We start from the raw sequence: 26,284 nt of genomic DNA on the forward strand, positions 1-26,284 counted from the left end.
ACCCCGCAGCCCGCAGCCCGCAGCCCGCAGCCCGCAGCCCGCAGCCCGCAGCCCGCAGCCCGCAGCCCGCAGCCCGCAGCCCGCAGCCCGCAGCCCGGTTCTCAGGCCAGCAACCGCTCCAGGGTCACCGCGATGCCGTCCTCCTCGTTGGAGGTCGTCACCTCGTCGGCGACCGCCCTCAGTTCCGGGTGGGCGTTGGCCATGGCGACGCCTCTGGCGGCCCAGGCGAACATCGGGATGTCGTTGGGCATGTCGCCGAAGGCGATCGTGTCGGCGGCCTTCATGCCGAGACGGCGGGCGGCGAGGGACAGGCCCGTGGCCTTGGACAGGCCGAGGGGAAGCAGTTCCACGATGCCGGCGCCGGCCATGGCGACGGTGACGAAGCCGCCCGCGGCCTGGCGGGCCGCCTCGGCCAGTTCGTCGTCCGACAGGTCCGGGTGCTGTATGTAGATCTTGTTCAGCGGGGCGGTCCAGAGGTCCGACGCGTCCGTGAACGGCGTCGCCGGGAGCTTGCCGGTGACCGCGTAACCGGGGCCGACCAGCACCTCCCCTTCCAGCCCGTCCCGGCTCGCGGCCAGGTACAGCGGGCCGACCTCCGCCTCGATCTTGGCGAGCGCCACCCCGGCCAGTTGCCGGTCCAGGGTCACCGAGGTCAGCAGGCGGTGCGCGCCGGCGTCGTAGACCTGGGCGCCCTGGCCGCAGACCGCGAGGCCGTCGTAGCCGAGGTCGTCGAGGATGTGCCGGGTCCAGGGGACGGCGCGGCCGGTCACGACGATGTGGGCCGCCCCCGCCGCGGTGGCCGCGGCGAGGGCGTCACGGGTGCGCCGGGAGATCGAGTCGTCGGAGCGCAGCAGCGTCCCGTCGAGGTCGGTCGCGATCAGCCGGTAGGGGAAGCCGGGGGCGGCCGCCTGTTCTGTGGCCTGGCTCACTTGGCCACCGGCTCCAGGACCTCCCGGCCGCCGAGGTACGGACGCAGGACCTCGGGCACCCGCACGGAGCCGTCGGCCTGCTGGTGGTTCTCCAGGATGGCCACGATGGTGCGCGGAACGGCGCACAGCGTGCCGTTGAGCGTGGCCAGCGGACGGACCTGCTTGCCCTCGCGGACCCGGATCTGCAGGCGGCGGGACTGGAACTCGGTGCAGTCCGAGGTCGAGGTCAGCTCGCGGTACTTGCCCTGCGTCGGGATCCACGCCTCGCAGTCGAACTTGCGGGCGGCCGAGGCGCCGAGGTCACCGGTGGCGACGTCGATGACGCGGAACGGCAGCTCCAGCGAGGTCAGCCACTGCTTCTCCCAGTCCAGCAGGCGCTGGTGCTCGGCCTGCGAGTCCTCGGGAGTGACATAGGTGAACATCTCCACCTTGTCGAACTGGTGGACGCGGAAGATGCCCTTGGTGTCCTTGCCGTGCGAACCGGCCTCGCGGCGGAAGCAGGGGGAGAAGCCCGCGTAGCGCAGCGGCAGGCGCTCGGCGTCGATGATCTCGTCCATGTGGTACGCGGCGAGGGGGACCTCGGAGGTGCCGACGAGGTAGAGGTCGTCCTTGTCGAGGTGGTACACGTCCTGGGCGGCCTGGCCGAGGAAGCCGGTGCCCGCCATGGACTGGGGGCGCACCAGCGCCGGGGTGAGCATCGGGGTGAAGCCCGCGGCCGTCGCCTGGGCGATCGCCGCGTTCACCAGCGCGAGCTCCAGGAGCGCGCCGACGCCGGTGAGGAAGTAGAAGCGGGAGCCGGAGACCTTCGCGCCGCGCTCGACGTCGATCGCGCCGAGGAGCTGGCCGAGCTCCAGGTGGTCCCTGGGCTCGAAGCCCTCGGCGGCGAAGTCGCGGATCTCGCCGTGCGTCTCCAGGGTGGCGAAGTCCTCCTCGCCGCCGACGGGCACGTCGGGGTGGACGAGGTTGCCGAGCTGGAGGAGCAGCTCCTGGGTCTCGTGGTCGGCCGCGTCGCGTTCGGCGTCGGCGGCCTTGACGTCGGCCTTGAGCTGTTCGGCGCGCTTGAGCAGTTCGGCCTTCTCGTCCGCGGAGGCCTTGGGGATGAGCTTGCCGAGCTGCTTCTGCTCGGCGCGGAGCTCGTCGAAGCGGACGCCGGACGACCTGCGCCGCTCGTCGGCAGACAGGAGAGCGTCGACGAGCGCGACATCCTCTCCACGGGCGCGCTGGGACGCGCGCACACGGTCGGGGTCCTCACGGAGCAGGCGAAGGTCAATCACGTGCTCAAGGCTACCGGTGCGGGGTTCGGGCTCACGACTCACTATTGCGGAACACGCCCTACGTTCCGCTATGGGGCAATTGCCGTAAGTGTTCTCCGGGCGTATCGGCGTGTTCCATTCGGTCGATAAAGGTGTCCCACTGGCTGGAACGAAGGTGCCGCGGCCGGCTGGAACGGAGGTGCCCGGTCGGCTGGAGCGGGGTTGCGCGGTGCGGCCCCGCCGACGCGATCCGCCTGTCGGGAGCGGGACTTGTGCCCCGTTGTCCACAGCAATCCACACCTCGATAAGTTATCCACAGGCTGTGCGAAAGATCTGTGGATATCGGAATCGATCATTCCGATCACCCTGTGATCCCTGTTCACCTTGCGGTGAATTCCTTGGTCAAACCGATCCCGCACCCACTTTCGGGTGGAATTGGGTCGCCCCAAAGGATTGATCGAAGGAAACGGGTGGACGAAGGGTGAACTGCCAGGATGAGGGCCCAGTTGAGCCCTGTAGGGCGATATGTCGACTGGATGGCACTTCGTTGTCGACTTGTCCCCAGGTCGAGAAGCCGCCCTGTGGATAACTTCTGTGGATAACGAAGATATGCAGGTAGGACCGGCCGAAACCCCACCTTCACCGGGCCGACACCCTGTCTTCGCCGAGGTGGAACCCGCCCTTCGCCGGACGTGTCGACCGAGCGGCGGCGTGGCCGGGTTGCAACCTGCCTTCGCAGGCCGGAAGCGGCCTGCGCCGGGAGCTGGAAGCCGCCTGCGCCCGGAGCTAGAAGCGGCCGTCCTGGCAGCGGGCCACCCAGTCCGCCGCCGTCACGAACTCCTCGTCCGAAGTGCCGGGCAGTGGAGCCCGTACGTCGGCCGCGGTCACGTCCGCGCGCGGGTACGAGCCGAGGAAACGCACGTCGCGGCAGATCCGCTTGAGCCCCATGAGCGCCTCGGCCATCCGGCGGTCGGAGATGTGGCCCGCGGCGTCGATGCAGAAGCAGTAGTTGCCGATGCCGGCGCCGGTCGGCCGGGACTGCAGCACCATGAGGTTGATCCCGCGGGTGGCGAACTCGCCGAGCAGGTCCCGCAGACCACCCGGGTGGTCGTCGCGCTGCCACAGCACGACCGACGTCTTGTCGGCCCCGGTGGGTGCCGCGGGCCGGGCGGGGCGGCCCACCAGCACGAACCGCGTCTGCGCGTTCTCCGCGTCGTGGATCTGGGTCTCCAGGGCCTCGAGGCCGTACCGGGCGGCCGCGAACTCGCCCGCGAAAGCCGCGTCGTAGCGGCCCTCCTGGACCAGGCGCGCGCCGTCGGCGTTCGAGGCGGCCGACTCCCAGACCGCGTCCGGCAGGTTCGCCTTCAGCCAGTTGCGCACCTGCGGCTGGGCGGCCGGGTGGGCGGTGACCGTCTTGATGTCCGACAGCTTGGTGCCGGGCCGGACCAGCAGCGCGAAGGTGATAGACAGCAGCACCTCGCGGTAGATCATCAGCGGGGTGCCGGCGACCAGCTCGTCCAGGGTGGTGGTGATCCCGCCCTCGACGGAGTTCTCGATGGGCACGAACGCGGCTTCGGTCTCACCGGTGCGCACGGCGTCCAGGGCGGACTGCACGGAGACGTACGGGATCAGCTGCCGGGTGGCCGTTTCGGGCAGGGTGCGAAGAGCGACCTCCGTGAAGGTGCCCTCGGGGCCGAGATACGCGTAGCTCGCTGGCATGACCTCACCCTAATGGCCCTCGCGGAACCGGGCCCACGAGTCTCACGCCGGCCGCTCAGCCGGGTGAATCAGTGTGACCGGGGCCCGTCTCATCCCTCCAGCAACCGCTGCCCCACGTACTCCCCCTCCGCCGCCCCGCCCGGGACCGCGAACAGCCCGCTCGACTCGTGGCGGATGTACTTCGACAGGGCGTCCCCACGGTCAAGCTTCCGCTGCACCGTGACGAAGGCGCGCAGCGGGTCCGCCTGCCAGCAGATGAACAGCAGCCCCGCGTCCGGCACCCCGTCCGCGTCAATGCCGTCGTGGTAGGAGAACGGCCGTCGCAGCATCGCCGCGCCCCCGTTCTGGTCGGGACGGGTGATCCGGGCGTGGGCGTTGAGCGGGACGACGAGATCGCCGTTGGCGTCGGTCTTCTCCAGGTCCATCTCGGTCGTCTCGGTGCCTCCGGTCAGCGGTGCCCCGTCCGACTTGCGGCGCCCGATGACCTGCTCCTGCGCCTTGACCGACAGCTTCTCCCAGTCGTCGAGGAGCATGCGGATGCGGCGTACGACGGCGTAGGAGCCGTGGGCCATCCAGGCAGGGTCGTTCGAACCGGACTCCGGCACGAAGATCCGCTGGTCGAAGTCGGCGTCCGTCGGCTTGGGATTGCGGGTGCCGTCCACCTGGCCCATGAGGTTGCGCGCGGTCATGGGGTGGGCGGTGGCGCCCGGCGTGCGGTTGAAGCCGTTCATCTGCCAGCGGACCTTGGCGGCGCTGCCCGCCTCCTTCTGGATCGCCCGCAGGGCGTGGAAGGCGACCAGGGCGTCGTTCGCGCCGATCTGCACCCACAGGTCACCGTCGCTGCGGGACTTGTCGAGCTGGTCGGAGGAGAAGGCGGGAAGCGGGTCCAGAGAGACAGGGCGCTGCTTCTCCAGGCCAGTGCGGGTGAAGAAGCTGTGGCCGAAGCCGAAGGTGATCGTCAGCGAGGACGGGCCGGCGTCCCGGGCCACGTCCGTGTCGTCATGCGGCGCCGCCTCGCCCGCCATCAGCCGCCGGGCCGTCTCCGACCAACGGCGCAGCAGCGCGGCGGCCTCCTTGCGGCCCGCGCCGGCCGCGAGGTCGAAGGCGACGAGATGACCGCGGGCCTGGAGTCCCTGGGTGATGCCGGGCTGATGTTTCACGTGGAACATCACCTGCTCCGACCCGATCGACGACAGCGGGGTCGCCTGTGCGGGCGCGGCGGCGTACCCGGCGGCCCCGCCCGCGGCACCGAGGACGAGCCCGGTGGCGCCGGCGGTGCCGAGCAGCTTCCGGCGGGTCAGACCCCCGGAAGCGGAGGGCTCGCCAGGGGCGGTCCCGGGGTCGGTTCCCGGTGCGGCTCCGTGGGCGGTCCCGGGTGCGGGCCTGTGGGTGCGGGATGCCGAAATGGACTGGTCAGGCATGGTGCGGTTCAGCCGATCTGCGCGTTCTTGGAGACGGTCGCCTGGTCGATGTCGGAGGTGCGCACGGTCACGGCGATCTTCCATTCGCCGGCCATGGGGAGCTGCACTCCGTTCGCCGACCAGTGGCCGGTGGTGATGTGGTCGGGGACGACGGGGAGCGGCCCGATCTTCTGCGCTTCGAGGGTGAAGGCGACCTTCACCTCGGGGACGTCGAAGGCGCGGCCGTTGGGTCGGGTGACGTAGACGTGCATCTCGTTGGCACCGGTCCGGGCGGGGTCGAGGTCCACGCTGACGACGCCCTGGCCGTCGGTGCCGCCGGTGTCGAACGACATGTCGAGGGTCAGGGCCCCTGAGCTGGCCGAGGCGGACGAGGTGGAGGCCGCCGTTGCGGCCCTCGCCTCCTGCTCCGTACGGCCGGGCTCGGTGGATGTCAGTGAGGTGGTGACGGCGAGCAGCACGACGGCGACGCCGGCCTCGGCGAGCACCGAGCGGCGCAGGCCGAAGCGGTTCGGGTCGGCGTCGCGCAGTCGCTTCTGCCGCGCGGCCTGGACGGCGGCCCGCTGCCGGGCGAGCTGCGCGGCGCGCTCGCCGTCGCCGGACGCGGCAGCCGCAGGGACCTTTCGGTCCGCGGCTCCGTCGGCAGGCGTCTCACCGGCTTCGCCGGCAGCCGCCTCACTGACCCCGACGGCAGGCGTCAAGTCCTTCGAGTCCTCGGAGTCCGCCGCCTCTCCACCGGAACTCCCGGCGAGGGACGTCGCCGCCCCCGTCTCCGCCAGTCGCCCCGTCCACCGTCGCGAGATCCAGGCGACGCCGACGAGCAGCGCGACCAAGCCGATCTTGGCGAGCAGAAGCTGCCCGTAGCGGGTGTCGGTGAAGGCGGACCAGGAGCCGAGCTGGCGCCACGACTGGTAGACGCCGGTCGCGACCAGGGTGAGGACGCTGCCGAAGGCGACCTGCGAGAACCGGCGGACGGTCGAGGCCTCGACCGGCGTGGCCGACCGGTACAGCGCCACGAGGAGGGCGCCCAGCCCGCCCAGCCAGGCGGCGACGGCCAGCAGGTGGAGAACGTCCACCGGCATCGCGATGCCCGGCTGCAGCCCGGTCGAGGCGTGCTCGGCCATCGCCCAGCTCGCGGCCAATCCGGCGGCCACGACCGTGCCGCCGATGGCGAGCCCGAAGGTCAGGTCGCGCTTCTCCTCGTCCTCCCGCTTGTCATAGGCGCCGAAGAGCACGGCGATGAACAGCGCGGCCGCGGCGAGCAGCAGCAGCCGGGAGACGAGCGCGGCGCCCGTCTTCGTCTGCAGGACCTGCCCGAGCAGGTCGAGGTCGAAGACGTCGCCGACCTTCCCGGAACCGGTGTAGGAGCCGCGCAGGAGAAGCAGGAACAGAGTGGCCGCGGTGAGCGCGAGCCAGCCGGAGACCACCAGCCGCTGTACGGCCCGCACCCCGGTTCCGCGCGGCCAGCAGGCCAGCACGAAGGCGGCTCCGCCCACCATGACGATGTACCCGGCGTAGGACACGTACCGCCCGACGCCGTACAGCCCGCCGACGACCCCTCCGCCGGCGCCCTGGCCGGACACCGAGACGCTGGTCTCGGAGGGGGAGCCGATGGAGAAGGTGTAGGCGCCGGCGACGGGGTGGCTGTCGGCGGAGACCACCTGGTAGGTCACCGTGTAGGTGCCGTCGGGCAGCCCCGAGTGCAGCTTCACGGCATAGGTCGTACCGCTGACGTTGGACGGCTTTCCGGTGTCGACGCGCGCGCCCTTGGGGTCGAGGACGCGTAGCGAGTCGCCGCTCGCCGAGACCTGCTCGGAGAAGGTCAGCGACACCTGTGCGGGCGCCTTGTCGACCACGGCCCCCTGGGCGGGATCGCTGCCGGTCAGCGCGGCATGCGCGGAGGCCGGCCCGGCGCCGGCGAGGAGCGCGCCGACGACGGTGAGGAACAGCAGCACCAGCAGACGGACCCTGGGAGCGCCTGCCGTCCTGCGGGCTCCGGGGCCGACGGCCGACCGGCGGCCGGCCGACCGGCGGCCGCCGGAAGCGTCGGCCGACCGGCCGTCTCGGGAGGCGTCGGCCGACCGCCGACATCCCGGGGCGCCGGCCGGTCCACGGAGTCCGGGGGCGATGGTCTGGGTCAAGGCGGTCCCTCCCTCAGTGCCCGGTCTTCGGGGTGTAGGTGGCGGCTTCCACCGGCATCTCGACCTCGACGGTTCCGGACTCGGCGAAGTGCAGCTCCACGGTCACCTTCTCGCCCTGTCTCGGCTTGCGCTTCAGCTTCTCGAACATCAGGTGGTTTCCTCCGCTGGCGAGCACGAGCCGGCCGTGGGCGGGCACGTCGAGGGAGTCGGCCTCCTGCATGGCCCCGCCGACGGTCTCGTGGACGGTGACGCTGCCCGCGACGTCACTCGTGACGGAGGTCAGCTCGTCCTTCGTACCGCCGTCGTTGGTGATCGTCAGGAAGCCGGCCGCCATGGAGTCGGATATCGGCTGCGGCATGTAGGCGGCGCTCACCGACAGGTCGGCGGCGGCGTCGTCGGAGCCGCAGCCCGCCAGCACGAGGCTGCCGGTGAGGACGGCGGCGGCGCAGACAGCGAACCGCCTCACGGGTTCTGCCCCTTGACGATCTTGGGCAGGTCCTTGGTGTACTCCTCGACCGTGGTGCCTTCGCCGTAGAGGAGGTAGCCGCCGTTCGTCTTCGGGGAGAAGGCGATGACCTGGGTGCCGTGGGTGGAGACCGTCTTGCCGTTCTTGTCCTTGTGCGGCGGCTCGATGGAGATGCCGAGGGTGCGGGCGGCGGTCTGGATGGTGGTGAAGTCCCCGGTCAGGCCGACCGCCTGCGGGTCGACGCCCTTGAGCCAGGCGCCGAGCGCGGCCGGGGTGTCGCGGTCCGGGTCGGTGGTCACGAAGACGACGCGCAGGTCGTCCTGTTCCGCCGCGGGCAGCTGCTTCTTCGCGACGGCGATGTTGCTCATCGTCAGCGGGCACACGTCCGGACAGTGCGTGTAGCCGAAGTACAGCAGCGTCGGGTGACCGGCGGTCTCCTTGCGGAGGTCGTACTGCTTGCCCTGGGTGTCGGTCAGGACCAGGTTCGGCTTGGTGAAGGGCTGGTCGAGCACGGTCGCGGCCTGCTGCGAGCCGTCCTCGGCGACGGCGGCGACGGGGCTGGAGCCGTTGTCACCGCTGCCGCAGGCGGAGAGGGTGAGGGTGGCCGCGGCGAACAGGGCGGCCGCGGCGAACGTCTTCTTGCGCATGGAGATGGGTCCCGGGTGTGGTGAGGTGCGGCGGGCGCCGGGTCGCTGTGTTCCGGCGCCCACCGTGGACGGCTTGTCGTCAGGAGGCGTCGCCGGCGGTCGGCCGCCGGCGGCCGGCGAGCACGCCGTACGCCACGCCGGCGGCGCCGACCACGATGCCGACGATGCCGAGGACGCGGGCGGTGGTGTCGGTGCCGCCGGAGGAGTCGGAGGCCTCGGTCGCGGCGGCGGCCTCGGCGTCGTCGGACTCCTCGGAGGCGTTCTCGGCGGAGGAGCCGTGGGTGTGGCCGTCGGAGGCGTCGGACAGTTCGAGCACCGGGGCCGGGTTCTCGGGCTCCTCGGCGCCCTTCTCCTGGACCTCGATCCAGCGTACGACCTCCTTGTTGGAGTACGTCTGGATCGCCTTGAAGACGACCTGGTCGGCGTTCTCGGGCAGCGCGCCCATGGAGACCGGGAACTGCTGCATGTACCCCGGCTGGATGCCCTTGTCCTCGGCGGTCCAGGTGACCTTGGAGACGGCCTCGGAGACCTGCCGCCCGTGCACCTCCAGCGGCTTGGCCAGCTTGCTCTTGGTGACCGCGATCTTCCAGCCGGGGATCTGCTGGGGCAGCACCGAGGACAGCGGGGTGTCGGTCGGGAAGTTGATCTCGAGCTGGGTGGTCGAGGCGTTGTCGCGCTCGTTGGGGACGCGGAAGTTCACGACCGCGTAGCCGCCCTTGGCGGCGGTGCCCTCCGGCTGCACGGTGACGTGCGCGAAGGCGGGCGAGGACAGGACGAGAACGGCGGAGCCGGCGACCGCGGCGGCGGCGGCGAGGCGAGAGACCTTCATGACGGCGAAGCACTCCACTCTGAGTGAGGTCTGACGGTGAGGGAGGCGTGGGCACGGAGAACGTGCGCACGCGCGCGTGCCGCACGACGGCGGCCGCGCTCACCGGTTGTGGTGGAGTGCTGGTCGCGTCGCGTCAGGCAGCGAGGACGAGTGCGGCGGCCGCCGGCGGGCCGCGCCTGATCACCGTGTGCTGGAGTGCGCCGGCAGCCGGCTCGAGGGGTGTGAGCAGGGGGGTGCGCGGGGCGCGCGGGGCCCACTCGGGCGTGGCGGGAAGTCCCGCGAGCAGAGCGCGCACGAGAGCGAGCGCCCCGCGCAGGGACCGTACGAGCGCTCCCTCGGCGACGCCGTGCGCCGACAGCTCCATCAGCCGCAGCAGGGCGGCGTCGCCGCGCCGCAGCAGCCAACCGGCGGCGACCGCCGCGAGGACGTGGCCGAGCAGCATCGGCAGGGAGGGCAGCAGCGACGCCGACGCACCGGTGGAGGCCAGCGCGTCCGCGGGGTGGTGCACGGAAGTCATGCCCCCGCCGCCACCGACGCCCGAGCCGCCACCGGTGCCGCTCGTGCCTCCGCTTCCCCAGACCCGCGCCTCGATGAGGATCCGCTGCGCCTGGGCGGGGCTGATCGCCGCAGCCGTGGTCCCGCACAGCAGCCGTGCGGCTTGCTCGACCAGGGCGGCGTCGGAGACGGTCGTGGCCGTCGACGTCACGGCCGCCGTGCCGTGCTGTCCCAGCCCGAACAGGGTGTGCAGCACGGTCTGTCCGACGGCGAGCAGCGCGGCGATGCCCGGCAGTGACCGCTCGCGTCCGGCGAGCGGCGCCACGACCGTGAGGATACCCAGGAATCCGGCGCCCAGCGTCCACAGCGGGACCGTGGCGCAGGAGGCCAGGGTGTGCCCGGCCCCGGCCAGCACGACGCAGACCGCGGCGAACACCGCGGCCCGCAGCAGCCGGAGAGCGCCTCCGGAGCGCGCCGTGCTTGGGTGGGGGGCAGTCATGGCGGGCCCATCATCCCACTGGCCTTACGGCGCGCCTACGGCAGGTCCGCATCATTCCGGGTGATGCGGAAGATCACTTTCCGGTAGGGACCGGTACGACTGGTACGACTGGTGCTCCCGAGTCCCACATACACCGATTTCGGCTCGTCGAGCACCCCCCATATGGGCCGCATCACGCGGAATTCGCGCTTACTTGCGGGTCCGGGCGGCAATACGTAACGGTATGTCGAGCCGCGGCCAGGAGGCTGGAGCATGAGCATCTGGTGGTCACTCCATCTGCGCCGCGATGCCGCGAGCGTCCCGCTCGCCCGCCGCCTGCTGCTCGGCACGATGGAGACCGCGGGCGTGGACCCCGACATCTCCTACGACCTCTCCGTCGCCCTGAGCGAGGCCTGCGCCAACGCCGTCGAGCACGGCGGGGACACCGCGCACGGCGGCTGTTCGGAGGCGTACCGGGTCACCGCCTACCTCGACGGCGAGATGTGCCGCATCGAGGTCACCGACTCCGGCCCGGGCTTCACCGCCGAGCGTCCGGTCCGCCCGACCCAGCCGCACACCGACGTCGACGCCGAGGCGGGCCGCGGTCTGTTCCTCATCCAGGAGCTCGCCGACCACGTCCACATCGGCAACAAGCCGGGTCGGAGCGGGGCTGTGGTGAGTTTCGACAAGATCCTCAAGTGGCGCAAGGACGCCCCGTTGATGGCCGTGTGAAAGCCGGCGTTCCGCTCGCCGCCGGGGCGCGGTGCGGGCGCCAGCGGGTCTGCCGACAACGCGTCCCCCCACGGTCTTCAGCCTGCACAGCACTCATAGGCGGTTCTCAGCGTCGGCCCATCTCCCTGACAAGCCGCGTTCCTACGTTGCGTGTCCATGACGGGAAAACACGGGAGCCCATCTCTCACCCGGCGTCGCGCCCTGGCGGTGACCGGCGGCTCGGTGGCCGCCGGCGGACTCGCGGCCGCCGGGCACGGGTCGGCGTTCGTCGACACGGCGGCGGAGGCCGAGGCGACCGCTTCGGCGTCGGCCTCGGCGACCTCGACCGGCGGCGGCCGCATGACGCTGATGTCGAGCGTCACGGACGTACAAGGGATTCCTGACCCTCGGCATCGACCCGGACGTCGGGAACACGGGCGGGGCGGTGGCGGCGAGGGCGGCACGCCTCGACCGGCACCCCGACGGGCGCCTCGACCAGCATCCCGACCGGCGCCCCGCCGAGTGACGCCCGGTCGGCCTCCGCGTCCTCCTGAGGCACGGCCATGACGAGACGTGAGGACGAGGCGCTCGCGCAGGCCGCCGTGGCCGCGCTGACCGGGCAACTGGCCCTCGCCCCCAAGCCGGGGCTGCCCGACCCGCGCGATCTCTCCGCGCGGGAGACCCGCGTGGACCACCGCGCCCTGCGCTGGTCGGCCAAGGCGCTCGCACCCGGCCTCGCGGCCATGGCCGCCGCCGCCCGCCGCACCGGAGAGGCCACGCCCCGGCTCCGCGCGGAGCTGGGCTCCATCGGGCGGTGCACCGAGCACTCGGTGGGCCTGGCCGGCGGAGGACACCGGGGCGCGCTGTGGACGCTCGGTCTGCTGGTGGCGGCGGCCGCCCTCGACCCCCGTGCGCGGGGCGCCGAGGTCGCCGCCGCCGCCAAACGGATCGCCGCCCACACGGACCGGCGCGCCCCCCGACGGCCTTCCCGCGGCTCGACGGTCTCGGCGAGATACGGGGCCGCCGGCGCCCGCGGCGAGGCCCGCGCCGGCTTCCCGCACGTCCGCCGCGCGCTGGACGCCCTCGCCAGGGCCCGCAACCGAGGCGCCACCGAGGAACAGGCCCGCATGGACGCCCTCGTCACCGTGATGTCCACCCTGCAGGACACCGAACTCCTGCACACCGCGGGCCCGATGGGCCTGCGCCACGTCCAGGCGGGCGCCCGCGCGGTCCTGGACGCGGGTGGTACGTCGACGCAGGCGGGCCGCGAGGCCCTGTCCTCCCTCGACGCGGACCTGCACGCACGCGCGTGGAGCCCCCGGGGGAGCGCCGGCCTGCTGGCTGGCACGCTCTTCGTGGACTCACTGCCCGTGTCCACGACCCCACGGACGACCTGACCCCGGCGACACTGCCGCGGCCGTCGCAGTGGCGGTCGCAGTGGCGAGGGTGCCGACGCGAGCGCCTCGAAGGAGCACCTGTACGACCACCACGCCGGTGCCCTGGCACCAAGCCTCCCGGCATCGACGGAGCCGGACCGTGCAGCCGACCCGCCCCGGGCAACCGTGTAGCCGACCCGCCCCCGGCAACGTGGCCCGGTGCGTCGCCGGCCGTATCGCGTCTGTACCGGCCACCGTCACCCCCCGCGCGGCCCGGGGCGAAACGCGCCCGCGGGCCCGCCGGGCGGCGCCCCACGCGGCGAGCTGCGGCTGCCCCGCGGGGTGCTGTTCGGCTCAGCGATCCACCGGTACCGGGTGCCCGGCCGGGTCGCCTGCCTGGGTGGTGGCGGCCGCCCGGCGCGTGGCCGGGGCCGTTCGCGTACGACGCGGCCGGCGTCAGCGTGTCCAGCAGCGGCCGGCCGGGGGTGCCCCACGCGGCATCGCGGGGTGCTGTTCGGCTCAGCGGGTCACCGGTACCGGGTGGCCGGCCGGGTCGCCTGCCTGGGTGGTGGCGGCCGCCCGGCGCGCCGCCGGGCCGATCGCGTGCGTCAGCGTGCCCAGCAGCGGCCGGCCGGGGGTGCCCCACGCGGCGGGCCGTGGCTGCCCCGCGGGGTGCTGTTCGGCTCAGCGGGTCACCGGCAGCGGCTGCCCGGCCGGGTCGCCTGCCTGGGTGGTATCGGCCGCCCGGCGCGCCGCCGGGCCGATCGCGTACGACGCGGCCAGCGTCAGCGTGCCCAGCAGCAGCCAGCCGGGGGTGCCCCACTCCACCAGGAGCCACGTCAGGAGCAGGGGGCCCAGGGTGCGGGCGACGGTGACGCCCGTGCCGAAGAAGCCCTGGTACTCGCCGACCCGGTCGGCCGGCGCCAGATCGAAGGACAGCTGCCAGGAACCCGCCGACTGTCCCATCTCCGCCGCCACCTGAAGCACCGCCCCCAGCACCAGGACGCCCGCCGCCACCCACGGGGAGGCGCCCGCGGACAGCGCGAACACCGCGCACGCGGCGGCCATCACCCACCCCGACCGGCGCAGCGTGCGCGAGGCGCTGCCCAGACCGGTGACCCCGCGCGCCGCGCGTACCTGGAAGACGGTCACCACGGCGGTGTTGAGCACGAACAGCGCGGAGACCAGCCACGCCGGCGCCCCGGTCCGGGACGTGATCCACAGCGGAAGGACGAGACTGAGCAGCGGCAGCCGCAGCAGCAGCACGGTGTTGAGGAGCGCGACGAGCGCGTACGGCCGGTCGCGCAGCACACCGAGCCCGCCCCGGGCGCGTACCTCGGCCGGCGCCACCCGGGGCAGCCCGAGGAGCAGCAGCGCGCACACCAGGAAGCTCACCGCGTCCACGACGAACACCGCGAGGTACGCCGACCGCGTCCCCGCGTGCAGTGCGAGCCCGCCGAGCCCGGCCCCCACGGCCAGACCGGCGTTGAGCGTCGCCTGCAGCCGCGCCAGCAGCCCGGTCCGCTCCCCGGCGCGGACCAGCCCCGCCAGCAGCGCCTGCCGGGCCGCCGCGAGCCCCGACTGGGCGGCCGCGTACCCGCAGGCGACCAGCACGAACGGCAGGAACCCGCGCACCAGCGTGAAGGACGCCACCGCGAACCCGGTCGCCAGCGCCAGCAGCACCGCCGTACCGCGCGGTCCGTGCCGGTCGGCCAGGCGTCCCAGCGGCACCCCGGCCAGCGAGCCGACCGCCCACCCGACGGTCAGCCCGAGGCCCACGCGCGCGGGAGCGAGACCGGCGATCTGCGTGAAGTAGAGGGCCGACGTCGTGTAGTACGCGCCGTCCCCCACCGAGTTGCTCAACTGGGCCAGGGCGAGGAGCCGTTGTGGGCGGGTCGTGGTCATGCCACGAATTTAGGGGCGCAATGGGCCTACGGGCAGCACCAATCGGACATCGTCTCAGTGGCCCAGTCAGTTCCCGTCCAGTACCTTCGCCAGCACGTCCAACGCCTCCGGATACGCCCGCTCCCGGGGGGTCCCGTAGCCGACGACCAGCCCTTGCGGCCGTGCCTCCCCGTCTTCGCCGGGCGTGTGCCAGTGGTCGCCGAGCCGCCCGACCGCGAGGCCCTCCGCCTCCGCGCGCGCCAGCACCGCGTCCTCGTCGCGGACCTCCACCAGCGCGTGCAGCCCGGCCGCGATCCCGCGCACGCCCCGGCGCGCCCCGAGCCGGTCCAGCAGCAGGTCCCGGCGGCGCCGGTAGCGCAGCCGGCACGCGCGCACATGACGGTCGTAGGCGTGGCTGTCGATCAGTTCGGTGAGCGCGAGCTGGCCGATGGACTCGGTCTGGTGGTCGCTGTGCAGCTTGGCCTCGGCCACCGCGTCGACCAGGTGCGGCGGCAGCACCATCCAGCCGAGCCGCAGCGCGGGCCCGAGGGTCTTGGAGGCGGTCCCCAGGTAGACGACCTCTCCCGGCGCCATCCCCTGGAGCGCGCCCACGGGCTGCCGGTCGTAGCGGAACTCCCCGTCGTAGTCGTCCTCGACGATCAGCCCGCCCCCCGCGCGCGCCCAGTCGGTCAGCGCCCGCCGCCGCTCCGGGTGCAGGGTCACCCCGGTCGGGTACTGGTGCGCGGGAGTGACGACCACGGCGCGGACGTCCCCCAGCTCCTGCGCGCACACCCCGCGTTCGTCCACGCGCACCGGCACCACGTCCCCGCCGTTGCGCCGCACGACCTCGCGGTGGAACGGCAGCCCGGGATCCTCCATGGCCACCCGCGCGCCCTCCAGCACCCGCGTGAGCAGCGCGAGCCCCTGCACGTACCCGGAAGTGATCACGATCCGCTCGGGCGGCGCGATGACCCCGCGTGCCCGCCCCAGATACCCCGACAGCGCCGTGCGCAGCTCCATGCGCCCGCGCGGGTCCCCGTAGTCGTACGCCAGTGAGGGCGCCGTCGCGATGGCGCGGCGCAGGGCCCGCAGCCAGGCCGCCGCCGGGAACGCCCCGACGTCCGGACTGCCGGGCCGCAGGTCGAAGCGCGGCTCACGCGCGCGGGCGGCGGCCTCCGGCGGGTTCGCGGCGGGGGAGGGAAGCGAGGCGACCCGGGTGCCCGACCCCTGCCGGGCCGTGAGGTACCCCTCGGCGACGAGCTGGTCGTAGGCGGCCTTCACGGTGTTGCGGGAGACGCCGACCTCGACGGCGAGCCGCCGGGTGGCCGGCAGCCGCGTCCCGGGCGCCAGCCGCCCGTTCCGCACGGCGTCCCGCAGGGCCCGCTCGAGCCCGGCCCGCCGCCCCTCACCGACATCGGCCTCGAGATGCAGATCCACCCCGGCCAAGAACTCGTCCACGATCCCCCCACGTGATCACCGCGCCCCGAACGGGCGCGGGGCTGCATCCCTGTGCGGTCCCGCCGCGCGGGCGGCACCAGCCACCCCCTACCCGCGAACCGCAGACCGATGGCCGGGCACGACGTGCGTACCCGGCCATCACCTCGCGACGTCAGCCCTTCAGGGACGCCATCCAGGCCTCGACCTCGTCCGACCGCCGCGGCAGCCCGTCGGACAGGTTCCGGTTCCCGTCCGCCGTCACCAGGATGTCGTCCTCGATCCGGACGCCGATCCCCCGGTACTCCTCCGGCACGGTCAGGTCGTCGGCCTGGAAGTAGAGCCCCGGCTCGACCGTCAGCACCATGCCGGGCTCCAGCACGCCGTCCACGTACGTCTCGGTCCGCGCGGCGGCGCAGTCGTGGACGTCCATGCCGAGCATGTGACCGGTGCCGTGCAGCGTCCAGCGCCGCTGGAGACCGAGCTCCAGCACCCGTTCCACGGGCCCCTCGACGAGCCCCCACTCGACGAGCCGCTCCGTCAGCACCCGCTGGGCGGCGTCGTGGAAGTCGCGGTACTTCGCGCCCGGCTTCACCGCCGCGATCCCGGCCTCCTGGGCGTCGTACACGGCGTCGTAGATCTTCTTCTGGATCTCGCTGAAGCGCCCGTTGACCGGCAGCGTGCGGGTGACGTCGGCGGTGTAGTACGTGTGCGTCTCCACGCCCGCGTCGAGCAGCAGCAGCTCGCCCGAGCGCACGGGCCCGTCGTTGCGCACCCAGTGCAGCGTGCAGGCGTGCGGTCCGGCCGCGGCGATCGTGCCGTAGCCGACGTCGTTGCCCTCCACGCGCGCGCGGAGGAAGAACGTGCCCTCGATGTAGCGCTCGGAGGTCGCCTCGGCCTTGTCCAGGACGCGCACCACGTCCTCGAAGCCGCGGACCGTGGAGTCGACGGCCTTCTGCAGCTCGCCGATCTCGAAGTCGTCCTTGACCAGACGGGCCTCGGAGAGGAAGACGCGCAGTTCCTCGTCGCGCTCGGCGGTGACCTTGTCGGTGAGGGCGGCCTCGATGCCGGCGTCGTAACCGCGGACGACCCGCACCGGCCCGGTGGCCTCGCGCAGCGTGTCGGCCAGCTCCCGCACGTCGGCGGCGGGGATGCCGTACAGCTTCTCCGCCTCGGCGAGCGAGTGCCGGCGGCCGACCCACAGCTCGCCCTGCCCGGAGAGCCAGAACTCGCCGTTCTCGCGGTCGGAGCGCGGCAGGAGGTAGATCGTGGCCTCGTGGCCCTCGCCCCTGGGCTCCAGGACGAGGACTCCGTCCTCGGTCTGGTTGCCGGTGAGGTAGGCGTACTCGACGGACGCCCGGAAGGCGTACTCCGTGTCGTTCGAGCGGGTCTTCAGGTTGCCCGCGGGGATCACCAGGCGCTCACCCGGGAAGCGGGCGGAGAGCGCGGCACGGCGGGCGGCGGTCTCGGCAGCCTGGGCGATCGGCTCCAGGTCACGCAGCTCCGTGTCGGCCCAGCCGGACTTCATGTTCTCGGCCAGCTCGTCGGACACGCCCGGGTACAGGCCGTTCTTGCGCTGCTTGATCGGCTCCTCGGTCTCTTCCGGGGTCTCCGGGGTGAGATCTTCCGCCACGGTCATCCTCCTAGGTACGGCACTGGGCCCCCTCCATCGTACGGACGTACAGGAGGGGGCCCGGGGCCGGAAGGCCTCTCACCTGCGCTACTCGAACCGCGCCGCCAGCAGCACCACGTCCTCCGTGCCGCCCGTCGCGTCCAGCCCCCGCGGCAGCATGGCCCGCAGCACGTGGTCGGCGATCGCGCCGGGGTCGTGCCGCAGCGCCCTGGGGACGCCGGCCGCGGCCGCGTGCAGCCGGGCGAAGGCGCGGTCGACCGGGGCGCCGGTGCGGTGCAGCAGACCGTCGGTGTAGAGGAGGACCGTCTCGCCGGCCGCCGCCTCCAGCTCCACGCTCGGCGCCTCCCAGCAGGCGAGCATGCCCAGCGGAGCGGAGACGGAGGTCTCGACGAACTCCGTGCGCCGCGCGCCGAGCAGCAGCGGCGGGCAGTGGCCGGCGCCGGCCAGGGTGATCTTGCGCAGCGCGGGCTCGCAGTAGGCGAAGAGGGCGGTGGCGGAGCGGGCGGGCTCCGTCAGTCGCAGCAGCAGCTCCAGGTCGGACAGGACGGCGACCGGGTCCTCGCCCTCCATCACGGCGTACGCCCGCAGCGAGGCGCGCAGCCGGCCCATCGCGGCGACGGCGCTCGGCCCGGACCCGGTGACGGAGCCGACGGCGAGGCCCAGGGCCGCGTCCGGCAACGGCAGCGCGTCGTACCAGTCGCCGCCCGCGCGCGGGCCGGTGCGGTGACGGGCGGCGAGCTGGACGCCGGCCACCCTGGGCAGCCGCGAGGGGAGCAGTTCCTCGGCGATCGTCGCCATGCCGGCGCGCGTGCGCTCCAGCTCGACGAGCCGGGCGAGGTGCTCGGCGGCGTAGCGGACGTACAGGCCGATCAGGTGGCGCCGGCGCTCGACCGGCTCGGCGGGCTCGTCGTACAGCCAGACGGCGGCGCCCAGACGGCCCGTGCCCTCGCCCGCGAGGGGCAGGGCGTAGCTGGCGGCGTAGCCGAGGCGTGCGGCGACCTCGCGGTGACGGGGGTCGAGTCCGTCCTCGGCGAACAGGTCGGGCTGGGCGATCTCGCCCTCGCCGCCGGGCAGTCCGTCCAGGATGCGGCCGTAGGACAGGGCGCTGCGCGGCACGGTCTCCATGTGGCCGAGATCGGCGCGGCCGAGACCGAGGCCGATGGTGGTGTCCGGGCCGAGGCCGTCCGCGGGTTCCAGCACGACGAGACCGCGCCGGGCGCCCACGAGGGCGGCTCCGGCGCGCAGCAGTTCCTGGAGGGCGTCGGCCAGTCCGGCCGTACGGGCCAGGCGTTCGGTCAGCTCGTGGAGGGTGGTGAGGTCCGAGACCCAGCCGGCGAGACGGTCCTGGAGGAGGGCGCCCGCGCCGGGGGGAACCGGTGGGGCGGCCGGGGCTGCGGGCGCGGGCGCGACAGTGTGTGCGGGCGAGGGAACCGTTGAATCGATTCCAGCCACTTTCGGAGGGTGAGGGGCGTTCATGGCGTCCGGCTCTCGGACCGGTGCGTATTGCGCGAAAGCATCGCAAACCCCCATGTCGTTCTGCGCCGCTAGCAGTGTCTCCACATGTACACGCACTCGTGAGGGGATGTCCAGCATTGTCCTGCGGGTATTGCTGGTGTCCGTGGGGCCGGTGGGGTTGTCGTGCATGCTGCTCCGGCTCCCTTGCGAAATACCAAAGTTGGCTTGAAACTGCTTCGGGTAACGGTCGATTGCGGTCGACTGGGCTTGCTCCACGGAGCGTCACAGCGGTCGTGATGGGTACGTACTCGGTAAGGACCAGGGGTCGTTGGGAGCCACCCGGAACCTGGTGACCGGCCCGGGCGTCTTAGCCACCGACGACCGTGCCCCATCCTCCCGTGGCGGCGGCGGAGAGAACTACGCGCACGGCAAAACGCCAGACTTCGCCACCCCACGCCATGCCCAGGCTCACGATGGGCGCAGTATGGACGGAGTGGCCGCGGAAGCAGCCGACGATCGAACCCCAGGGGTTCCCCTTGTCCTCCGACAGGGGTGTGATGCGCCAACAGGTACGCACAGTGAAGTGATCGACACATGGTGTGATGTGACCCACGGTGTTGCCAGCGGTGCAACGGAAAGGAACGAGCGCTCATGCGCGAGATCCTCGGAAGGCGACGCAGGCTCCTGTCCCAGCGCAGCGACGGGGGGCCTGAGTTGATCGACGCGGCCCTGACCTTCGCGACGGAATGGCAGTGGCCCGTACTCCCGGGCGTGACGGCGGACCCGCAGGCGCGGTCCCGATGCGGCTGCCCCGACCCGGAGTGCTCGGTGCCCGGCGCTCATCCCTTCGACCCCGGACTCCTCGCGGCCACCACCGACGCGCGCATGGTGCGCTGGTGGTGGACCAACCGTCCGGCGGCGCCGATCGTCCTGGCCACCGGGGGCACGGCGCCCTGCGCGGTCAGCCTGCCCGCCCTCGCCGCCTCCCGCGCGCTCGTGGCGCTGGACCGGCAGGGCATGCGGCTCGGTCCGGTCGTCGCCTCGCCCACCCGCTGGTCGATCCTCGTCCGGCCGTATTCCATGGAGCAGTTGGGTGAGCTGCTCTACGCCAAGGACTTCGTGCCGGGTTCCCTGCGCTTCCACGGCGAGGGCGGCTACATCGCCCTGCCGCCGTCCGGGACCGGCCAGGGGGAGATCCGCTGGGAGCGGGCCCCGCTGCCCGGTTCGGCCTCACCCTGGGTCCCCGACGTGGAGGCCGTGGTGGACGCGGTCGTCGACGCCCTCACTCGTACGGGTGTGAGCGCACCCGAGTTGTGAGGGTGTCGGGCGCGCGCGGCGGGGACGCCCCGCGTTCGCTCGTAATCTTCCGCTTCATGCAGCGACATTCTGGGGGCCGGCCCCCAGGCTCCCGACAGGTTCGTCTCGTGGCCCTCGGGGGCGCCGTCATGTGCGCGATCGCACTGCCCTGGGCCATGGCCTCCGCGGGATCCGTGGGTGACGGACGAGGCCCGGCGGCCCGGTCCTCCGCCGCGGCGGATCGCGGCACGGGCGCGGGCGACCATCGCGGCGCCGGCGCCGGCACCGAGGGCCATACGGATGGCGGGAGCGACGATCGTCGTACGGATGCCGACAGCGGCGGGAGCGACGGTCGCGGTACGGACGCGAAGGCGTCGGCCGCCGAGCCGTCCCGTTCCGCCCTGGCGCTCGGCCTCGGCCTGGCCACCGCCGCTCGCTGCGGTCCCGGACTCACCTCCCCCGACGGCGTCGAGGCGCAGACCTGTGTGCTGACCCAGGGGCAGGACACGTGGGCGCGCACCTACTACCGCAACGCCACCGGGCGGGCCCTGGACGCCGTCCTGAGCTTCATGGGGCCTCGGGGGCGGACGGTGCAGATGCGCTGTGCCGTGGGCGCCGACGACGAGCCGGGAACCTGTGAGACGCACCGTGAGCGCATCCAGGGGGAGCCGGCGGAGTACTCGGCGGTCGCGGAGTTCGCCCATCCGGGCGGCGCCGGGCCGCTGCTGCTGCGCACCGGGAGCAACTCGGCGGCGGGTACCGGGAGTTGACGTCCGGCGCCGTTACATGAGCGCGGCCGTGCATGGAAAGACCCGGTTGCTGGCGACGGGGGATGCACCAGCAACCGGGCTACTGGAACGGTAACAAGAGATCGGCTCCAAGCAAATTCGATCTCCTGTTTTCATCGGCTTTCCGGACACCGGCAGATCGCCGCTTCTGGCGCCGACTCGCCTTGCGAAAGCGGGAGTTGTGAGCGGAGTCACGCATTCCGCCGGTGTCACGGTGCTGACCGGCCGGTCAGCCGCGCCGCGGTCCGGACCCGTGGGTCAGCTGAGCGTCACCTGTCGGTTGGTCAGCCCGCCGCGCGCCCGTCGCTCGTCGGCGGTGAGCGGCGCGTCCGAGGCCAGGGCGGCGGCGAGACGCTCGGCGAACTCGGCGGCCGGCTTCTCCACGTCGTCCGCGGACACCCCGCTCGGCAGGTCCCAGACCGGCACCGTCAGGCCGTGCGCCCGGAAGGAACCCACCAGCCGGGTGCCCTCCCCCAGGCTCGAACGGCCCGCGGCGTGCAGCCGCGCGAGGGCGTCCAGAAGCTGCTCCTCCGGGTGCGGCATGACCCAGCGCAGGTGGTTCTTCTCCGGCGTCTCGCACCAGTAGGCGGCGTCCACGCCGGTCAGCTTCACGGTCGGGATCGCCGCCGCGTTGGCCCGCTCGAGGGAGGCGGCCACCTCCGGCGAGGCGTTCTCCGGGTCCGGCACCCAGAACTCGAACCCGGCGTGCACAACTGGCTCGAACGCGCCCTCGGGGTCGAGCAGATCCTGCATGCGCGGGCCGTCCGCCGGGGCGCGACGGCCCTGGACGGGGGTGCCGGGCTTCGCCTCCAGGGCGCGCTGGAGGGTGTCGGCGAGGTCGCGGCTGAGGTCGCCCGACGCCGTGTCGTTCTGCAGGCCGAGCAGGACCGAGCCGTCGTCGCGGCGCAGGGCCGGCCAGGCCATGGGCAGCACCGTGGCGAGCGTGACCGACGGGACGCCCTCGGGCAGGCCGTCCCTGAGCGTCAGCCCGACCGTGGCCGCAGGGACCAGCTCGCGCAGCGCCACCCAGTCGCACTCACCGGGCAGGCCCTCGAACGGACGCTGCACCAGCTCGGTGACGGCGTGCGCGGCCGCCCGGCCGTGACAGGCCTTGTAGCGGCGGCCGCTGCCGCAGGGACAGGGCTCCCGCGCGCCGACGGCCGGGATCTCACCGTCGGTGAGCTGCGGGCGCTTGGCCTTCGTCTGGGGTCGCTTCTTGGCCATCTGGGTGTCTCCCGGGTACGGCTCTTCTGGTACGGGCGGGAGCCTAGCCGTTCGCACCCGAAGTCACGGGAACCTGTGGACGGCCGACGAGTCCGTGGACGGCGCTCGGCCTAGTCCAGATCGTCGAACGCGTCCGCGAAGTCCAGCCCGGGTATCGACGACACCGAGGGGGCCGTGATCCGGGTGGCGAAGTCGTCGCGGCGGCTTCCCGCGTCGGGGTCGTGCACGTCATCGTGGACGACGACCCACACCGTGACCTCGCCCCGGGCGTCGTCGCGGACGCCCCAGTCGTCGGCCAGCGCCGTGATGATGTTGAGGCCGCGGCCGCCGTGCGCGGTCACCGAAGGTGTCGCCGGGGCCGGGCGGGTCGGACCGCCGCCGTCGGTCACCTCGACCACGAGCCGGCCACCGGGGTCCACGCGCCACGCCGCCCGCACGTCGCCGTCCCCGGCGAGGGCGTCGCCCAGGGGACGGCCGTGTTTGCACGCGTTGCTCAGAAGTTCCGACAGGATCAGTACGGCATCGTCGATGACCGCTTCCGAGACCCCGCCGCTGCGCAGTTGATCCCGCATGCGGTGTCTCGCCTTCCCCACGCCCGCAGGGCCATGGGGTACGGCCATGCTCGACGACGTGGGCACCTCCTGTGCCACCACCAACGCCACCCCCGAGACCTCCTTCGCCCCACGCCACGGTGTGGATGCCCCATTGGCCTGTACCGGAAACCGGCCAGTTCCTGTGCGGTGACGCACTCGCAACGTTCGATCACGGAACGAACGCGCCGGAGCACTCCCTGTGAGGAAGCCGTTCTCGTGTGGCTGGATTTCTTCGGTATGGCTGAGAACGGAGGATGCTGCACAGGGAAGGTGGGGTCAAGTGGTGTGGATGTGACTACTGGGACTTCTGTGACTTCCTACGGCGCGGCGGCCCTTGAAGGACGGTGTGTTCAACGGCCCAGTCGGCGCAGGACCGCGCGCGGGCGGTTGGTGATGATGGCGTCGACGCCCAGCCCGACACAGAGGTCCACGTCCTCCGGCTCGTTCACGGTCCACACGTGCACCTGGTGGCCGGCCCGCTTCAGCCGCTCCACGTACGCGGGGTGGTTGCGCACGATCCGGATCGAGGGGCCGGCGATCCCGACGCCCTCGGGCAGCCGTCCGTCGCGCAGCCGCGGCGAGACGAACTGCATCAGGTAGACCGTCGGCAGCGTGGGCGCGGCGGCACGCACGCGATGCAGTGAGCGCGCCGAGAAGCTCATGACCCGCACCGGGGACTCGGCCGCCGTGGCCGGGGCGTCCAGGCCGAACCGCCTCAGGAGCGCCAGCAGCCGCTCCTCCACCTGCCCCGCCCAGCGCGTCGGATGCTTCGTCTCGATGGCCAGCTCCACCCGGCGCCCCGCGTCGGCGACCAGCTCCAGCAGTCGCTCCAGGGTCAGCACGGAGGTGCGCTCGCGGTCCTCGGGGCGGACCTCCCAGTCGGGCTCCTCGATGCGCGTGGTCCAGGCCCCCAGGGTCTTCGGGTCGTCCTGGACCTCCTGCGGCTCTCGCGGCTGCGCCACCTTCCAGGAGCCGAAGTCCAGTGCCGCGAGGTCGGCGAGCTCCAGGGCGGAGACGGCTCCGCGGCCGTTGGACGTACGGTTGACGCGGCGGTCGTGCACACAGACCAGGTGGCCGTCCGCGGTCAGCCGTACATCGCACTCGAGGGCGTCCGCGCCGGCCTCGATCGCCTTCCTGTACGCGGTCAGGGTGTGCTCGGGGGCCTCCTCGGAGGCTCCGCGGTGGGCGACGACCTGGATCAGGTGCTGCTGTCGTGCGTAGGTCACCGCGTCATGGTGCCACCGGGTCGGGGTACGCGTCCGGCCGGAGGAATCGGGGGCGCCGGGGGTCGCCGTCTGAGAAGCCTCTGAGATGTTCCGGAGAAGTGCCCTTAATGCGCACAATGCCCCATGTAAAGAGTGGCCATGGACCCACAGCCACCGCTTATGGTGCTCTGACGGCCCGTGGGAAAAGCTGAGTCGTACAAAAAGCACATGCACAGCTGCAGCGCGCCGGGTCGACGACAAGCGTGAGCGAGCGTGACCGAGTGCGACCGAGGACAACAGCCGTGGATCGAGGAGAAGAGCTGTGAGCACCGAGAACGAGGGCACCAACGAGGGCACCGCGGTTCCCCCGGCCCCGTCCGCACCTCCCGTGCCGGTGGAAACTCCCTCGGCCCCGCAGACGCGGGAACAGGCACACCAGGCGCAGGCACCCCAGTCGCCCCCGCAGCCCCAGGCGCAGACGCCCGCACCGGATCAGGGCGCTCCCACCACCCCGCTGCCGGCGACGCCCGCGGCCGCCCCGCACGGCGGCAGCGCGGGCGGTTCCCCCGAAGGCGACTGGCCGCCGCCCACCGTCCCCCAGGGCACCGTCCCGCACGGCGCCGTCCCGCACGGCGCCGCCGCGCCCGAGGGCGGCTGGCCGCCGCCTCCGCCGCCGGCCACCCCGTCGTACGCCGACGGCTTCGGCGGGAATCCCGCGGGCCAGCCCGTCTGGGGCGCCGCCTACCAGCAGCCCCAGCCCCCCAAGGCCCGCAAAGGCCGCGGCGGGCTCGTCGCCGCGCTCCTGAGCGCCGCGTTGGTCGCCGGCGGCCTGGGCGGCGGCCTCGGCTACACCCTCGCCAAGAACGAGGACAACACCGGCTCCACCACCGTCTCCGCCTCCGACAGCGGCGGTTCCGTCAAGCGCGACCCCGGCACGGTCGCCGGGGTCGCCGCCAAGGCGCTGCCCAGCACGGTCACCATCGAGGCCGAGTCCAGCAGTGGCGAGGGCGGCACCGGTACCGGCTTCGTCTTCGACACCGAGGGCCACATCGTCACCAACAACCACGTCGTCGCGGAAGCCGTCGACGGCGGCAAGGTCACGGCCACCTTCCCCAGCGGCAAGAAGTACGACGCCGAGGTCGTCGGCCACGCCCAGGGCTACGACGTGGCCGTCATCAAGCTCAAGAACGCCCCCTCGGACCTGAAGCCGCTGACGCTCGGCGACTCCGACAAGGTGGCGGTCGGCGACTCCACGATCGCGATCGGCGCCCCCTTCGGCCTGTCCAACACGGTCACCACCGGCATCATCAGCGCGAAGAACCGCCCGGTGGCCTCGTCCGACGGCACCGGCAGCAGCTCCTCCTACATGAGCGCACTGCAGACGGACGCCTCCATCAACCCGGGCAACTCCGGCGGCCCGCTGCTGGACGCGCAGGGCAATGTCATCGGCATCAACTCCGCGATCCAGTCCACCGGCAGCGGCGGCTTGGGCGGCACCACCCAGTCCGGTTCGATCGGCCTCGGCTTCGCCATCCCGATCAACCAGGCCAAGTACGTCGCCCAGCAGCTGATCAAGACGGGCGAGCCGGTGTACGCCAAGATCGGCGCGTCCGTCTCCCTGGAGGACTCCACGGACGGCGCGAAGATCACCGACCAGGGCGAGGGCGGCGCCTCCGCGGTCGAGTCGGGCGGCCCCGCCGACAAGGCCGGCCTCAAGCCCGGCGACGTCATCACCAAGCTCGACGACACCGTGATCGACAGCGGCCCCACCCTCATCGGCGAGATCTGGACCCACCAGCCCGGCGACAAGGTCACGATCACCTACGAGCGCGACGGCAAGTCCCACACCGTCGAACTCACCCTCGGCTCCCGCGAGGGCGACAACTGACCCTCGCGCGCGTACCTCCCCGGTTCGGCCCCGACCGACCCACCCGCGCGCGTGCCCACCCGTTACTCTTGTCCCCGCGCCGACCGTCACCGGACGGCGCGGGGTGGGTTGCCCGAGCGGCCTAAGGGAACGGTCTTGAAAACCGTCGTGGCGCGAGTCACCGTGGGTTCAAATCCCACACCCACCGCGTGGTGAGCACTGAGAACGGCCCCTGACCAGCGAGATCGGTCGGGGGCCGTTGTCGTTCGTGCACACCGGGACCGTCCGGTGTTGTCCGTGGTTCCCCGACTGACCGGGCAGGAAAGGGGCACGGATCAGGCTGGTCGTCCTAGATGATCTATTCCAAGGGGTCAGTGATCGTAGGCGGTCAGTGAGCGGGGGGTCGGTTGTCCGGTCTGGTCGTTGTGCCAGATGGCGGCGGT

21 protein-coding genes and 1 tRNA gene are annotated in these 26,284 nt (G+C 72.7%); 6 read left to right on the forward strand and 16 right to left on the reverse strand.

What is annotated here, in order from left to right; genetic code table 11:
* Positions 1–101: 101 nt before the first annotated feature.
* From ACIHAR_RS23365 to ACIHAR_RS23405, 9 genes are all read right to left on the reverse strand, one after another.
* Entirely contained in the window at positions 102–929 is an 828-nt protein-coding gene (locus ACIHAR_RS23365; protein WP_400021510.1) for an HAD family hydrolase, read from the reverse strand.
* On the reverse strand, positions 926–2,203 hold the full coding sequence (gene serS / locus ACIHAR_RS23370; protein ID WP_400021512.1) for a serine--tRNA ligase: 1,278 nt from the start codon (positions 2,201–2,203) through the stop codon (positions 926–928). Before serS ends, ACIHAR_RS23365 begins: the two co-directional genes overlap by 4 nt.
* A 765-nt stretch (positions 2,204–2,968) precedes the next feature.
* Positions 2,969–3,901 (reverse strand): prephenate dehydratase, encoded by a 933-nt coding sequence (gene pheA, locus ACIHAR_RS23375; protein ID WP_365467437.1) that lies wholly within the window; start codon positions 3,899–3,901, stop codon positions 2,969–2,971.
* Between the two features lie 89 nt (positions 3,902–3,990).
* On the reverse strand, positions 3,991–5,322 hold the full coding sequence (gene efeB / locus ACIHAR_RS23380; protein WP_400021515.1) for an iron uptake transporter deferrochelatase/peroxidase subunit: 1,332 nt from the start codon (positions 5,320–5,322) through the stop codon (positions 3,991–3,993).
* Positions 5,323–5,330: 8 nt separating this feature from the next.
* Positions 5,331–7,274, reverse strand: a complete 1,944-nt coding sequence (locus tag ACIHAR_RS23385; RefSeq protein ID WP_400021517.1) for a copper resistance CopC/CopD family protein — start codon at positions 7,272–7,274, stop codon at positions 5,331–5,333.
* Between the two features lie 199 nt (positions 7,275–7,473).
* On the reverse strand, positions 7,474–7,926 hold the full coding sequence (locus ACIHAR_RS23390; protein WP_365467431.1) for a copper chaperone PCu(A)C: 453 nt from the start codon (positions 7,924–7,926) through the stop codon (positions 7,474–7,476).
* Positions 7,923–8,573 (reverse strand): SCO family protein, encoded by a 651-nt coding sequence (locus ACIHAR_RS23395; RefSeq protein ID WP_400021520.1) that lies wholly within the window; start codon positions 8,571–8,573, stop codon positions 7,923–7,925. Before ACIHAR_RS23395 ends, ACIHAR_RS23390 begins: the two co-directional genes overlap by 4 nt.
* 79 nt (positions 8,574–8,652) lie before the next feature.
* A complete protein-coding gene (locus tag ACIHAR_RS23400) occupies positions 8,653–9,402 on the reverse strand; it encodes a YcnI family protein (protein ID WP_365467427.1) in 750 nt (249 codons plus the stop codon).
* Between the two features lie 133 nt (positions 9,403–9,535).
* Entirely contained in the window at positions 9,536–10,396 is an 861-nt protein-coding gene (locus ACIHAR_RS23405; protein ID WP_400021522.1) for a hypothetical protein, read from the reverse strand.
* A gap of 252 nt (positions 10,397–10,648) precedes the next feature.
* Here ACIHAR_RS23405 and ACIHAR_RS23410 point away from each other — a divergent pair, with 252 nt between their 5' ends.
* Together ACIHAR_RS23410 and ACIHAR_RS23415 are read left to right on the forward strand one after the other, a co-directional pair.
* Complete coding sequence (locus ACIHAR_RS23410) at positions 10,649–11,107, forward strand: ATP-binding protein (protein WP_365467424.1); 459 nt, start codon at positions 10,649–10,651, stop codon at positions 11,105–11,107.
* A gap of 542 nt (positions 11,108–11,649) precedes the next feature.
* A complete protein-coding gene (locus ACIHAR_RS23415; protein ID WP_400021524.1) occupies positions 11,650–12,483 on the forward strand; it encodes a triphosphoribosyl-dephospho-CoA synthase in 834 nt (277 codons plus the stop codon).
* 663 nt (positions 12,484–13,146) lie between these two features.
* Here ACIHAR_RS23415 and ACIHAR_RS23420 read toward each other — a convergent pair.
* The 4 genes from ACIHAR_RS23420 to ACIHAR_RS23435 all read right to left on the reverse strand — a co-directional run bounded on the left by ACIHAR_RS23420 (position 13,147) and on the right by ACIHAR_RS23435 (position 19,006).
* The gene (locus ACIHAR_RS23420; protein WP_400021526.1) at positions 13,147–14,367 is read right to left on the reverse strand and encodes an MFS transporter; all 1,221 of its coding nucleotides are present in this window, start codon (positions 14,365–14,367) and stop codon (positions 13,147–13,149) included.
* A gap of 66 nt (positions 14,368–14,433) precedes the next feature.
* A complete protein-coding gene (locus tag ACIHAR_RS23425; RefSeq protein ID WP_400021528.1) occupies positions 14,434–15,804 on the reverse strand; it encodes a PLP-dependent aminotransferase family protein in 1,371 nt (456 codons plus the stop codon).
* A gap of 151 nt (positions 15,805–15,955) precedes the next feature.
* Positions 15,956–17,419 (reverse strand): aminopeptidase P family protein, encoded by a 1,464-nt coding sequence (locus ACIHAR_RS23430; protein WP_365467414.1) that lies wholly within the window; start codon positions 17,417–17,419, stop codon positions 15,956–15,958.
* Between the two features lie 81 nt (positions 17,420–17,500).
* On the reverse strand, positions 17,501–19,006 hold the full coding sequence (locus tag ACIHAR_RS23435; protein WP_365467468.1) for a PP2C family protein-serine/threonine phosphatase: 1,506 nt from the start codon (positions 19,004–19,006) through the stop codon (positions 17,501–17,503).
* 513 nt (positions 19,007–19,519) lie between these two features.
* On the opposite strand from ACIHAR_RS23435, the gene ACIHAR_RS23440 reads away from it, so the two are divergent.
* Both ACIHAR_RS23440 and ACIHAR_RS23445 read left to right on the forward strand, forming a co-directional pair.
* Positions 19,520–20,185 carry a bifunctional DNA primase/polymerase gene (locus tag ACIHAR_RS23440; RefSeq protein ID WP_365467412.1) on the forward strand — a complete coding sequence of 222 codons (666 nt, stop codon included), beginning with the start codon at positions 19,520–19,522 and terminating at the stop codon, positions 20,183–20,185.
* Positions 20,186–20,313: 128 nt separating this feature from the next.
* Positions 20,314–20,934, forward strand: coding sequence for a hypothetical protein (locus tag ACIHAR_RS23445; RefSeq protein WP_400021531.1), 621 nt, complete (start codon positions 20,314–20,316; stop codon positions 20,932–20,934).
* Between the two features lie 276 nt (positions 20,935–21,210).
* On the opposite strand, the gene ACIHAR_RS23450 is transcribed toward ACIHAR_RS23445, so the two are convergent.
* From ACIHAR_RS23450 to ACIHAR_RS23460, 3 genes are all read right to left on the reverse strand, one after another.
* Positions 21,211–22,176 (reverse strand): DUF5926 family protein, encoded by a 966-nt coding sequence (locus ACIHAR_RS23450; RefSeq protein ID WP_365467408.1) that lies wholly within the window; start codon positions 22,174–22,176, stop codon positions 21,211–21,213.
* Between the two features lie 110 nt (positions 22,177–22,286).
* The gene (locus ACIHAR_RS23455; protein ID WP_365467406.1) at positions 22,287–22,925 is read right to left on the reverse strand and encodes an ATP-binding protein; all 639 of its coding nucleotides are present in this window, start codon (positions 22,923–22,925) and stop codon (positions 22,287–22,289) included.
* Between the two features lie 194 nt (positions 22,926–23,119).
* On the reverse strand, positions 23,120–23,995 hold the full coding sequence (locus tag ACIHAR_RS23460; RefSeq protein WP_400021534.1) for a glycerophosphodiester phosphodiesterase: 876 nt from the start codon (positions 23,993–23,995) through the stop codon (positions 23,120–23,122).
* A gap of 301 nt (positions 23,996–24,296) precedes the next feature.
* Between ACIHAR_RS23460 and ACIHAR_RS23465 the strand changes: the two genes are divergently transcribed.
* Both ACIHAR_RS23465 and ACIHAR_RS23470 read left to right on the forward strand, forming a co-directional pair.
* Positions 24,297–25,862, forward strand: coding sequence for a S1C family serine protease (locus tag ACIHAR_RS23465; RefSeq protein WP_400021536.1), 1,566 nt, complete (start codon positions 24,297–24,299; stop codon positions 25,860–25,862).
* Positions 25,863–25,964: 102 nt separating this feature from the next.
* Positions 25,965–26,049: transfer RNA gene (locus ACIHAR_RS23470), tRNA-Ser, on the forward strand.
* Positions 26,050–26,284 lie beyond the last annotated feature (235 nt).

It is taken from the genome of Streptomyces sp. NPDC052016 (assembly GCF_044548445.1).
In the GTDB taxonomy this organism is placed as follows: Bacteria; Actinomycetota; Actinomycetes; order Streptomycetales; family Streptomycetaceae; genus Streptomyces.